Origin of the sequence: Candidatus Nesciobacter abundans (genome assembly GCF_008189525.1) — a bacterium.
Classification (GTDB): domain Bacteria; phylum Pseudomonadota; class Alphaproteobacteria; order CAJXXZ01; family 1604HC; genus Nesciobacter; species Nesciobacter abundans.
In genome coordinates this window covers 125,691-138,385 of the sequence record NZ_CP043314.1, presented here as the reverse complement: position 1 = coordinate 138,385, position 12,695 = coordinate 125,691, and the positions used below count along the sequence as shown (strand labels likewise).

At 30.6% G+C, this 12,695-nt stretch carries 8 protein-coding genes; all 8 read right to left on the bottom strand.

Annotation, left to right across the window (positions count from 1 at the left end; translation table 11 throughout):
• Positions 1-69: 69 nt before the first annotated feature.
• The 8 genes from FZC36_RS00685 to FZC36_RS00650 all read right to left on the bottom strand — a co-directional run bounded on the left by FZC36_RS00685 (position 70) and on the right by FZC36_RS00650 (position 12,693).
• A complete protein-coding gene (locus tag FZC36_RS00685) occupies positions 70-2,124 on the bottom strand; it encodes a hypothetical protein (protein ID WP_148972077.1) in 2,055 nt (684 codons plus the stop codon).
• 345 nt (positions 2,125-2,469) lie between these two features.
• Positions 2,470-4,278, bottom strand: a complete 1,809-nt coding sequence (locus tag FZC36_RS00680) for a hypothetical protein (RefSeq protein ID WP_148972076.1) — start codon at positions 4,276-4,278, stop codon at positions 2,470-2,472.
• Positions 4,279-4,663: 385 nt separating this feature from the next.
• On the bottom strand, positions 4,664-6,088 hold the full coding sequence (locus tag FZC36_RS00675; RefSeq protein ID WP_148972075.1) for a hypothetical protein: 1,425 nt from the start codon (positions 6,086-6,088) through the stop codon (positions 4,664-4,666).
• A 438-nt stretch (positions 6,089-6,526) separates the two neighbouring features.
• The gene (gene rpoD, locus FZC36_RS00670; protein ID WP_148972074.1) at positions 6,527-8,284 is read right to left on the bottom strand and encodes an RNA polymerase sigma factor RpoD; all 1,758 of its coding nucleotides are present in this window, start codon (positions 8,282-8,284) and stop codon (positions 6,527-6,529) included.
• Positions 8,284-10,023, bottom strand: coding sequence for a DNA primase (locus FZC36_RS00665; protein ID WP_148972073.1), 1,740 nt, complete (start codon positions 10,021-10,023; stop codon positions 8,284-8,286). The genes rpoD and FZC36_RS00665 overlap by 1 nt, the downstream gene beginning before the upstream one ends.
• Positions 10,007-10,369 (bottom strand): hypothetical protein, encoded by a 363-nt coding sequence (locus FZC36_RS00660; RefSeq protein WP_148972072.1) that lies wholly within the window; start codon positions 10,367-10,369, stop codon positions 10,007-10,009. Before FZC36_RS00660 ends, FZC36_RS00665 begins: the two co-directional genes overlap by 17 nt.
• A 94-nt stretch (positions 10,370-10,463) precedes the next feature.
• Positions 10,464-11,933: a F0F1 ATP synthase subunit beta gene (gene atpD, locus FZC36_RS00655; RefSeq protein ID WP_148972071.1), complete on the bottom strand. Its 1,470-nt coding sequence runs from the start codon at positions 11,931-11,933 to the stop codon at positions 10,464-10,466.
• Positions 11,926-12,693 (bottom strand): F0F1 ATP synthase subunit gamma, encoded by a 768-nt coding sequence (locus FZC36_RS00650; protein ID WP_148972070.1) that lies wholly within the window; start codon positions 12,691-12,693, stop codon positions 11,926-11,928. Before FZC36_RS00650 ends, atpD begins: the two co-directional genes overlap by 8 nt.
• Positions 12,694-12,695 lie beyond the last annotated feature (2 nt).

Here is a 12,695-nt window from a genome sequence, read left to right as displayed (position 1 = left end):
TGAAAATATACATTACAGATATAAAGATCTGTTTTGTTAAATTTATATATTAAACACATTACCTATATTTTAGGTTCTTTTTTTATTTTCCTTTAAAACATTTAATGAGTTGCTCAAGTCCTTGTTTGGATTTACAGTTCTGTTAATCTGTGGTGGATCTTCTGGCTTCTCCATATCACTAGAATATTTCATTTTTTTTCGTGGATTTTCATTTTTATCACGCAATTTAAGTAAATCCGTACCTGGCACTGGAGATTCAAAAACTTTTCCAAGTTTTTTTTCAAACTTAAGTATTTTTTGAAGTGTTCCTTTTATTGTTGAGCCTGAATCATTTTCTTTTTTAAGTTCATATTCATAAGGATCAAGCGCATGCTTAGCCATATTTCCTAAATATGAAAGAATACGAAAATATCCTCTACTTAAAAAGCCATTATCCTTAATAAACAAATTTTCTTCTGTATCTCTTATGTTATGATTTTTCTCTAATATATTCAGATATGTATGCAATTGCCCAGCTCTTTCTTGGAAAGAGTCATTAACTCCTTCCTTTAGAGGGCAAAGATTTTTCATTAACTCCTTTTTTTCATTGATTAGACAGATTTTAACTTCTTTTTCTGTATTCTTTTCTTTTAATAAATCTTGTTTTGCATTCTTTTCTGTTGCTAACCTCTGTTTTTCTTGTTTTGGTAACCCTTTATCTTTTAGAGCTAATACTAAACTAGTCTTCTCAATTTCTAGTTCTTTTATTGTTTCTTTAAGTTCATATAACTCATCTTCTAACATTACAAGCTTATTTGATAATTCAGTATATTTTTCTAAATCAAGCTCACTCATAGAGTTTTCCATAAAACTTTCCGATTCACCAACATGATTTTGTATAAAATCATGAACACGTAATTGAGCAGCTATAGCACATACTCTCGCTCTTTCTTCCCCAAATACAAATCTTTTCATAGATTCTTCTCGTTTCTGAGCAAGTACATTTTCGCAAAAGTGAGTAAAAATTCTTTCTTGAACTTTTGTCTTATAAGTAGAATCATCTCCTATACTTAAACTATTGTATGATAGCTCTATTCCTTCAAAAAAAGCTTCACCTTCTTCTGTTTTCCTAGCTCTAGATATGTATCTTCTCATAAACTCATCATTTTTTACACTTAATAATTTGTATACAGATTTATCTACTAGCTTTCCTGATTTTTTTATAAATTTTTCAGACAAAAGATACACTGTATCTATTTTTATGTCTAACAATTTTCTCATATTATTAGGGTCTTTGTCATTCTTTTTTTCTTCTAATTCTAATAATTCATTTATGTGGCTTGTAAGATATAACAAATTCTCTACATATTCACTGCTAAGAGTGTTTGTTTCCTTTATACTAACCTGGCTTTCATCATATTCATTACTAAGGAGAGGATTTTTGCCTTCTATATCAAGCACATTTACAACTACACCATGCAATGAGCTCTCCCAGTCTCTCTTACTTCCAACCAAAATACAATTTTCCGTTAAAACATATTCTGGGAAAAGTTCATTTACAAGTTCAACAACCTTATGAATATAAAAACTGTAATCTTCATTATTATACCCCACTCTATAAGAACCTTTTCCTAGTGCTTTTTCCCTCTCTTCAATAGAAACTGAAGGATAAGTCTTCCCTAATGTTGATGAACGTTTCAAAGCATCAATCAAGTCTTCTACTTCCCAAGTGTAGTTTTCATTTATATAGTTTTCATTTACATACTGGCCTAGTTCTGTATTCAAAACACCCATCAGACCTTTTCTAATACGATCAACTCTATCTTTATCTTCTAGCAATTTGGGATCTAGACCTTGAACTTCTTTAGAAAATGGTTCTCTATGTTCATCTTCATTAGTATTAGCTGGAATTACAAAACCTGTCTCAACATCTTCATTAGCATTAACGACAATCTCAGGCACTATGTCTTCTTCGTGATTAACTGGGTTTAATAATCTGGACTCACTATTTTGAGCTGCTACAGCTCCTGCATACACAACTGAAACCACAGCAACAGGATCTTTATGCATTTCAATTATGTCATCATTCCCCATTGCAAAGACATTCCATGCAATTATTTGAGTTAATAAAAATATTTTATTCATTTTACCTCTAAAGCACCATTATACATATATCCAAGCGTAATTACAGATTAAGGTTGGAATTTAACATATTGTGAATTACATATAAAAAAATGTATTTAAAGCTAAAAATTTTATTCAAAGCTTTGAAATTATGGTTTTGAAAAAATAAATTTACATCTTAATTTATATTCAGTATTTTATTTCTAGATTTCGTAGAATTTATTTGTTTTGTTTTTACATTACGAATTTATTAAAATTAAGGAAAATCCCCTTATTTTTCACTTGGTAGCTTTTTTCTACCATCAAGATTTATAGATTCACTTAATGTTTTATAATTTATGATCTAGTTTTGCAAGAGATTGACTCTCAGGTTCTAGAGCTTTTATCTGGAGAAGTACCTTTCTTGCTTCCTGGTTTAGCTACTTTTGGCCTTGGTGATGTTCCAGTTACCTTAGCATGCTCACCAGAATTCTTGCTTTTTTGCCTAGATTCTAGATTAGCCTGTGACCCGGTTAGCAATTCACTTCCTGAACGCGGTCTTGTTTGCGCTTTATCTTCAGTCTTTTTTCCAGAACTTTTTTTCTGATTTTTTCCAGAAGTTTTTCCAGGAGACCTGCGCACTGTCCTCTGACTTGGATTTTTAGATTTTTCTTCTGTAATTTCACTTTCCGATTCTGAAACTTTAACTTCTAAAGGATATTCATATGGATCAATTCCATGTTTAGCCATATTTGATAAATGTGAAACAATACGGTAATATCCTCTGCTTAGATTACCATTATCTCCAATAAATAGATTGCCATGCTTATCTTTTTTGCTATGATTTTTCACCAAAATATCAAGATATGCATTCATTTCTCCAGCTCTCCTATCAAAAGCTACTGCAACATCTCCAGACAGTGGATTAAGTTTTGCTAAGCTTTGTTTTGCTTCTTTTATATCAACTTTTAATAATTCTATACAACCTTCATTCTGAGTAATTGTTACTTTTATTTCTGTTTGTTTTGCAATTAAATCCCTTATATTAGTCTCTCTGCCTAATTCTTTTTCTAATTCTGCGGTTAAGTTATTGTCTTTTGGTTTATTAGATTTTTTCTCTCTCTTAAGTGCTAATAGGTCATTTATTTTTTTTAAATATGCATTTGATTTATCTAACTCTGCATTTGACTTATCTAACTCTGCATTTAATTTCTTTATCTCATCATTTTGTTCATTGTATTTCGACAAATCACAATTATTTACAAACTCTTTATACTTAGAAATATCATATTGCAAAATATCTTGAATACGCAATTGTACTGCTATCGCACACAATCTAGCCATTTCTTTTGAAAATTCAGACCCAAGAATCTCATTGCAAAAGTGAGAAAAAATCTTTTCTTGAACTTTTGTTCTTTCATTTTTTACAATATCTGGATATTCTCTTGCTTTTTTCTCATGCTCCTTTTCTGTATCATTCTTATCTCTAGTAAGCTTTGCATCTTTTTTAGCAAATGCTGGGCTGTTTCCTCTAATATCTTTCAGTTTCTCAGATTCTTTATATTTATCATAATATTCTTTCATAAATTCATGATCTTGTATTTTTAATAAAAGATCCAAAACTTGATCTTCATTATAATCTCCTTGTTCCTTTATTTGTTTTATTTTTTTTTCAAATATATTTTCTATAAGATCAATCACTTTTTTAACATAAGATTCATAATTATGATTACCTAAAGCAGATCTATAAGGGTTTGTTTCCAACACTTTTTCTCTAGGCAAATCAGAGTCATATGAATCAAAGCTTCCGCTTTCTTTCGGTGGATTTGTTAAAGAATAAACGAAATCACTTACAGCATTTTTATGACTTTTTACATCTTCATCACCAAATTCATCTGAGAAGATTTTAAGTATTTTTGCCTGAAACCCTTCCATTTGTTCTTCAGATTTAAAAATCCCTTTACCAAGCTTAAATACTTCTTCACCATATAATCCAAGACCCTTATGCTCTTCTGTACCTTTTGGATGAAAAACTAATTCAGGAACTAATTCTGATTCCCCTTTAGGTTTGCTTGACATAGCAGATGGAGCTGGGTGAGTATAAGACATTTTTGACGAGTCACTTGCTGAATCTCCACCAGACATCGCAAAAGAATTTAACGTAATAATTTGAGTTAACAATAATAATTTTTTCATTTTACCTCTGAGGTTTATTGTACAATACTTTTAGGTAATCACAAAGAAAAATTAACATATTATGAACATTTTAATGGTAAGTGACTTGCTTTAATTTAATGATTTTTAGTGAAATTGCCTTGCTACTTAACGCTTTGTGCAAACTTTCAATTTTATACGAAAGAAAGATTTTTATTTCATTACTAAATGCATTGCATACAGAAAAAGCTATAAGATGGAAAAGGGAGGTTTAGATTGTTATATTATACAAAACCAGAAAAGATTTTATTTCCTATTTTTGCAACTTTTGTTTTCCACTTTTCCCAACTGTATTCCAGCCATCTTTATTTTTTTTCTTAGGTTTAGAATTATTAGAGTTTGTAGCACTTTTCTCTTCTTAGCCTTCTTAACGCCTATTTTTATATTCCTGTTTCCTTCTAGATCTTTTAACTAGCCTATAATACCTTGACTCCAAATCGCTCATTTCAGTGTTTTTCTTGTCTATCTCAAGCCCCTGCTTTTCTATTTCTGAGGCTTCACTCATAAGAGCGTACTCATATGGATTAATACCATGCTTAGCCATGTTTGCTAAATGAGAAAAAATACGGAAATACCCTCTGCTCATATCTCCATTATCTTCAATAACAAGCGCTTTATCTAAATACTCTACTCTTATATTTTTCCTCAATATTTTAAGATAGTGAGCAATAGTTCCATCTCTGTTATCAAATGTACGAGGATGAAATTTATCCATATTTAAACATGGAATTCCATTTAAATCTTTCTGAAGTTTTTCTATTTTGTTTGTGAGATTATTTATTTTTGTTTTTACAGCTTTTAATTTTGGATTAAAAAAATTTATTATATTCAAATCTCTCTTTTTTTTTGCAGAGCTTATTTTTGTTTCTAGGTCTGCTTTATCAGTTTTTAATGTTGTTTTTTCTTTTTCTAGATTTGCAATTTTAGATTTTATTGATTCTATCTTTTTCTCATAATTAGAAATACTTCCTTGCAAAAGATCTTGAATACGTGATTGTACTGCGATAGCACAGGACCTTACTCTTCCTATCCCAAATTCAGATCCAAGCACATATTCGCAAAAATGAGAAAAAATACTTTCAATGATTTTTGTTCTTTCATGCTTTAAACTGTCTTCCATCACACGAAAAACATCACTATTTAAATCTACACCCTCAAAAAACTCTACACCAATACTTTTATTCATTGCATTTTCTATGTATGCCTTCATAAGCTCATAATCTTTTACATCTAACAACTTCCCAACAGATGCATCAGTCAAATCTCCACCTTCTACCTTAAATAACTCCTTTATTAGTACAGTTGCTTTTTCAACGTAAAAATCATAACTATCAGAATCATGGCCAGCTCTATAAGGATTTGTTTTGAGAATTTCTTTCATATTTTGATAAGATTGTTTTGCACTTTCTTGTTCTTCTTTTGATTTGTACTTTAAAGAATCTATAAAACCTAGTATTTCCTCCTTATGCTGTACAAAAAACTGAGTACCAAGCCCTTCCAAGCCTCCCTGAAATACTTTTTTAAGATGCTCAGCATGATCAGGCTCTAGATTTAATTCTGTCTGAGTGCCTGTGCTTGATACAACAGGCTCAGAAATTTGCCCAGCTTGACCAGAATCTAATTTCAAATCCTCACCATCATTAACTGGTGTTGCTGAACTCGGAGCAGCAGGTTCAACAGCTTGACCAGGAACTTGTACAGGAGAAGAAGGCATGCACCCTATCTCTTCTCCACCTGACATCGCAAAAACATTCATCGCAATTATTTGAGTTAATAAAAATATTTTCTTCATTTTACCTCTTAAAAACTCAGTATACATAAATTGCTGGGCAATTATAGGCTTGGTGTAAAATTAACATATTGTGCGAATTATGATTAAAAAAAGTAGATTATTACAATTCGAAAGAATTCTACAGACGTGTATTTATAAGTGTGTTTGCTTAAAATATTACCTGTAATATTGGAGTATCTGAAATTAAATTCTAAAATTAAATTATTTATCTTTAAAGTTAACTATAAAAACTTCGACAAAACTAATTTAAAAAATGCAGTGCTTGGTAGAAAATATTCACAATAAAAAAACAAACAAAAATCATATGTTTTATAAAAAACAGGTCAAAACTTTCAGGAAAAATGAAGAGCGAAATAAAAAAACATAACAAAACCTTCAAGACAACTATTACTTACTTAGAAAAGCAACAAAGTATATCAAATCTAAAGAAAAATCTCTTTAGAACTTGGTTTTAATTCCTGACAAAAATGAAATCAATTCTTTTGACTTCGATAACTTACGCATTGCTTTTGCTTCTATCTGTCTAATTCTTTCTCTGGTTACATTAAATATCTTTCCAACTTCTTCCAAAGTATGGTCACTCTTTGTACCTAATCCGAATCTATATCTTAGTAATCTTTCTTCTCTGCTTGTAAGAAGAGTAGAAAATGCTTTTTCTATCGCGCTCTTTAAACTGTTTTGAACCATTATATCAAAAGGAGAAACTGCTTTTTTATCTTCAATGAAATCACCGAGCTGCCCATCTTCTCCACTACCAACAGGCATTTCTAAGCTTACTGGCTCTTTAGATATTTTCAAAACCTTCACAACTTTATCTACCGGCATTCCAATTTCTTTGGCAATTTCCTCTGGAGAGGGCTCTTTACCATGCTCATGCAATAATTTCCTAGATGTACGAACAACTTTATTTATTGTCTCTATCATATGCACAGGAATACGTATTGTTCTTGCCTGATCAGCTATAGCTCTAGTAATTGCCTGCCTGATCCACCATGTAGCATAAGTAGAAAACTTGTAACCTCTTTGGTATTCAAATTTATCTACAGCTTTCATCAGACCTATATTACCTTCTTGTATCAAGTCTAAGAAGTTCAACCCTCTATTTGTATATTTTTTAGCAATAGAAATAACTAATCTTAAGTTTGCAGAAACCATAGTTTCTTTGTTTTTAGACATTTTCTGCTCACCAGCCTTCATGTCCTTCACAACCCTATCGAATTCACCAAGATCCATATTTAGAGGATTAATTATTTCTTGAGCGTTTGACATATAATCATCTATCGTAGGTTTGTGCTCTTCTATTTTTTTAATAACATCTAAGCTCAGCTTTGATTCGTTTTTCTTTTCTTTAGCAGTATCCTTATTAATACTACTATCATTAAAGTAATTATTTCTTTTTCCTTTATAGAAAATATTCAGATAATTGATAAAAGAAATTCTATTTATTCCCTTTGATTCTATTTCTTTAATAAGATCGGATTCTATTTTTTGTATAGCTTTCTTTAGAGAATAAACTTCGTTAATAAGCTTATCTATGCAGAAATAACTTATAGAAAGGTCGTTTATCTTTGAAATAATTTTTTCATGAGAATCTTTGTATTTATCCAAAAGCTTTGCAATCTTCTTATCTGACTTAGATTTAAGCAAGCTCAGGTCATCTTTTGAATTTTCAGGGGCAGTTGTTTTTTCGTTCTTAGAATTTTTTTCTTTCTGATCCTGATCTTCTATGCCTTTTCTTCTTTCTTCTTTTATTTTAAGCCTTAAGTCATTAAAATCTTTGTACAAACCTTCAAGTTCAAGTATTTTCTTTTCTAATTCTTCATAACTTTCGTCTTCATCTTCATCAAAAGCGAAGCAAGCACCAGTTCCATCATCAGGATACTCAGCATCTATAAAATCTGACATATCCATAGATTTTTCTTTTACTTTTCCAAACCAATCCATGATTCTTAATATAGTAACAGGCATTTCACAGACAGAATCAATCATTATTTTCTTTCCATCTTCTATAGCCTTAGCTACTTCTATTTCTTCATTTCTTGAAAGCAAAGGAACATTTCCCATCTCTCTAAGGTACATTCTTACAGGGTCATCACTAAAAGAGAAATTAGAACTCTTATCTTCAGCTTCAACTATTTCATCAAAATTATAAGAACTTGAATCTTTTACAACTTTGTCTTCTGTTTCTTTTGACATTACTTATTCCTTGCTTTCATTTGTTTATATATAAATCTCCAAGATTCAATTATTTTCTCATCGAATTGTTTATAATTCATGAATGGTAATATTTGAGTTATCTTATCAGAGACACAATCATCTACTACACTATCCAAACCTTTTTTTGTGAAGAAGTCAACATCTTTACCACCACGAATCCAGTCAATTATAGATTCCTTCATGATTTTCATTTCATTAGAGAATGCAACGTCAAGAAACTCTTCTTCTATATGATCGAAAACCTCAGGAAATCTTAGCACAATGGAAATAAGAGCTTTTTCATAAACCAAACCTAAGTTAGGTGCTGTTTTGTTTTTCAATCCGCTCGAAAACTCAGATTTGTCATACTTACTTCTTTTGCCAGAATTATAACCTCCATAAGAATTCTTATAACTTTCCTGCCTAGAATTATTTTCGTACATTTCTTTACTCCATATATTTTTCCACTTAGATGCATATATCTTTCTTAATTCCTGATCAGGTATTTTTTTTACAAGATTCATAAGCATCTTAAAATCATTGTAATACTCTTCTGGAGAATCTCTTTTGATCATAAAAAGTCTCCACACAGAAGAAATAAAATCTTCCTTAGATTCTAATATTTTTTTCCAACCATTTTCATTTGAATTCATAAAGCTATCAGGATCTTCATTTTCAGGAAATCTAAATACATAAAACCTCAACCTACCATCGATATGACACATAACTTTCTCTAAAATTCTTTTGGTGGCTTTGTTTCCAGCCTCATCACCATCCATACAAATAATCACTTCATTAGTAAAGTTTTTTAGCATATTTATATGATCATCAGAAACAGAAGTGCCTAAGCAAGCAAGAGCATTTCCAGAGCGCTTGCTCATTGTTATAACATCCATATAACCTTCTACTAGAGCTATTGGCTGAAATTTCTTAATTTGATTCAATCCGTAAAAATTTTTAGATTTCTTGAAATACTTAGTCTCAGGGCTGTTTATATACTTTGGTCTAACAAACGCATTTGCATCATTCTTACTAAATGATTTTACATTTTCTGCACCAATAAAACTGCGCTTTTTTTCTAGATTGGTTGAGCTATTATCAAAACCAGATCCAGATCCTTCATAGTGACTTGGTATATATCTAGCTCCAAAACCTATTACATTCTTAGAAGAAAATATAGGAAAAGATATTCTGTTTTGGAAAGCTTTTAAAATGCCTTCCTTAAAGCCTATCTCATTGAGCTCAAAATCCCCAATATTCTCAGACTTACAAAAACTTTTTACTTCCTTAAAGCTAGGTATCCAACCTAATTCAAAATTTTTTATTAAATCTAAATCTACATTCCTACTTTTCAAATATTTATAAGCTTGTAAGTTGTTGTGTAGATTTTCTTTAAACCAGTTGTTTATTTTATGAAAAACATCTACATTTTTATCTTTCTTTTCAAATTTATTAGAAACTAAGTTTATTCCATACCAAGATGCTATTTTTTTACAAGATTCTTTGAAGTCTATTTTCTCTATTTTTTGTACAAAACTTATAGAATCTCCACTTTCTCCACACCCAAAGCAATGAAAAGTTCCTCTCTCATCACTAACCACACAAGAAGGTGTTTTTTCGTTATGAAATGGACAAGCAATATACATCCTGTCTCCAGAAATTTTTATATTAGAAACATATCTCCTAATAACTTCTGATATTCTAACTTTTCCTTTTATTTCATCAACCCAAGATTGCATTTATTTTTTCTTTGTTTTCTTTGAACCAGTTTTCTTTATCCCAGTTTGTTTTGTAACTTTCCATTAATTGATTTTTTATTTCGCTGATTTTATTATTTTCAAGCAAGTTCACATAATCAGAAACTATAGTAATTTTTTCATCTTTTTTTGATATAGATGATATGCCTACTTTTACTAAAAAGTCAGATTCTGCTGAAATAAAAAAAACACTTCCAGAATTAATAACGGAACAGAAATCAGAAGCAAAATCAAATATACATCTAAGACCATCAGAATCTTCAAATCCAACAACAGAAACTTTGTCATAAATTATAGAATTAGAGCCATAAATGATTTTCAAAAACATAATTAACTTTTAATTATTCCTTCATTATATTTAGCCATAACTTTAATGGTTTTTATATCAAAATTTATATTAAAAAAAGAGGTCATTTTCATCTTTATAACCTTCTAGCCTTCTCTATAGCTTCATGTATATTTCCTACCATATAAAAAGCACTGTCAGGCAAATGATCTAACTCACCATCAAGTATTTTTTTACAACCTTCTATTGTTTCTTCTAACTCTACATACTTTCCTGGTGTAGAACTAAAGGACTGAGCCATAAACATGGGTTGTGAGAAAAAGTTTTGTATTTTTCTAGCCTTCAAAACTGTAGATTTATCTTCTTCTGAAAGTTCATCCATACCAAGTGCCGCTATTGTATCTTTCAATTCATCATATTTCTGCAAGCAAATCAAAACTCTGGTTGCTATATCGTAATGCTCATCTCCAACTATCTCTGGAATCAAAGTGTTTGAACTAGAGGAAAGTGGATTTATAGCTGGAAAAATACCTTTTGCTGCTATACTTCTATCCAAAACTGTAATTGCATCTAAGTGAGAAAATGCAGATGCAGGAGCAGGATCTGTAGTATCGTCTGCTGGCAAATATATAGCTTGGATACTAGTGATTGAATTTTTCTTTGTACTAGTAATTCTTTCTTGCAAAATTCCCATTTCAGCATCTAAAGTAGGTTGATATCCTACAGCAGATGGCAATCTTTCTAAAAGAATAGACAATTCAGCACCAGCTTGTGAAAACCTAAATAAATTATCTATAAAAAGGAAAACATCCTGATTTTCTACATCTCTAAAATGCTCTGCAACTGTAACACCTGATAAAGCAACACGAGCTCTAGCTCCTGGAGGTTCATTCATTTGACCATACATCAAACAAACCTTAGACATTCCACCCTCAAGATCGATTAGGTTTTCCCTAATCATTTCGTTGTAAAGCTCATGACCTTCTCTGATTCTTTCTCCAACTCCAGTAAAGACAGCTCTACCACCATGTTCTTGTGCCATATTATTTATAAGTTCCATAATCAGAACTGTTTTTCCTACTCCAGCACCACCGAATAGTCCGATTTTTCCACCTTTTACATATGGAGCTAACAAGTCTATAACTTTTATTCCAGTAATTAATATTTCAGATTTAATAGATTGATCTTCGAACTTAGGAGGAGCTTTATGTATTTCCTGCTTATACCCTTCTACAGGACCTCTTCCATCAATAGGGTCACCTACTACATTTAGAACTCTACCCAAGGTATTTGACCCAACTGGAACTGAAATACCTTCTTTTAGATCGATGACTTTTATCCCTCTTTTAAGTCCCATTGTATCAGACATGGATATAGCTCTAATCACACCATTCCCAAGATGAGAAAACACTTCAAGGTATATTTTCTTAGAATCTGCTTCGATTATCAAAGCATTTTTTATAGCAGGAACTGATACCTTAAATAGCACATCTACTACAACACCTCTAATCGCCACTATTGTTCCGATATTTTTTTCTGAATTAGAATTTTTCTCTATTAATTCATTTTTTTTCACAAAATCATCTTTGGCCAAACTATCAGGCATTCATTCCTCCTATAATCTCAGTCATTTCTAAGGTTATTTTTTCTTGTCTAATTCTGTTTAATTCCAATTCTAGTTTATGTTTCATATCATCACAAGTGTCAGAAGCTTGAGACATGGCCATTGCCCTGCTTGAACTCTCCATCAAGCCGTTTTCTATGGAAGCTAAATAAATTTGATAAGTAAGGTTTAAATAAAGCAAATTCTCATCAGAACAGCTAAGCTTTTTCTCTTTTATAGGCTTTAATATTTCTTGTGAAATAAATTTACTTTCAGAATTCTTATAAAAATCAAAAAACAACCTATACTTACCAGTTTTCATTTTCTTTAAAATTTCTTTTACCACTTCATATGAATCATTTAAATTAGATATAACAGAATTTCTCTTTAGGTTCTTAAACTTAGAAAATTCTATAGCATATTTACCAAATGTTATAAAAAAATCAGATTGATTAGGTTCTATTGTTTTAAAATAACTAGATGCTATAAACAGAAAATCCTTACAAAACTTTTTGTCAATGCTAAATAAAACCCTGATACTCTTAATCTTTTCATTTTCAGTATAATTATGTTCTGACTTAGAGCAATTACTGTAAAATCTTTTCTCTACCATTTTGTTTAGCTCTTTGCACGACTCTCGTATATTATCGAATTCTTTTTTGATTTTTTTGATTTTTATAAAAGATATTGTTTTTAAAGCTGATGTTATTCTACCTATGCTAGAAAAATTACGTATTTTACTCTCTACTACCTGCAGCTTCATTT

Excerpts from the sequence above, each read along its gene's own strand:
- FZC36_RS00685 (WP_148972077.1), bottom strand. The coding sequence starts at position 2,124 with ATGAATAAAATATTTTTATTAACTCAAATAATTGCATGGAATGTCTTT.
- FZC36_RS00680 (WP_148972076.1), bottom strand. The coding sequence starts at position 4,278 with ATGAAAAAATTATTATTGTTAACTCAAATTATTACGTTAAATTCTTTT.
- FZC36_RS00675 (WP_148972075.1), bottom strand. The coding sequence starts at position 6,088 with ATGAAGAAAATATTTTTATTAACTCAAATAATTGCGATGAATGTTTTT.
- rpoD (WP_148972074.1), bottom strand. The coding sequence starts at position 8,284 with ATGTCAAAAGAAACAGAAGACAAAGTTGTAAAAGATTCAAGTTCTTAT.
- FZC36_RS00665 (WP_148972073.1), bottom strand. The coding sequence starts at position 10,023 with ATGCAATCTTGGGTTGATGAAATAAAAGGAAAAGTTAGAATATCAGAA.
- FZC36_RS00660 (WP_148972072.1), bottom strand. The coding sequence starts at position 10,369 with ATGTTTTTGAAAATCATTTATGGCTCTAATTCTATAATTTATGACAAA.
- atpD (WP_148972071.1), bottom strand. The coding sequence starts at position 11,933 with ATGCCTGATAGTTTGGCCAAAGATGATTTTGTGAAAAAAAATGAATTA.
- FZC36_RS00650 (WP_148972070.1), bottom strand. The coding sequence starts at position 12,693 with ATGAAGCTGCAGGTAGTAGAGAGTAAAATACGTAATTTTTCTAGCATA.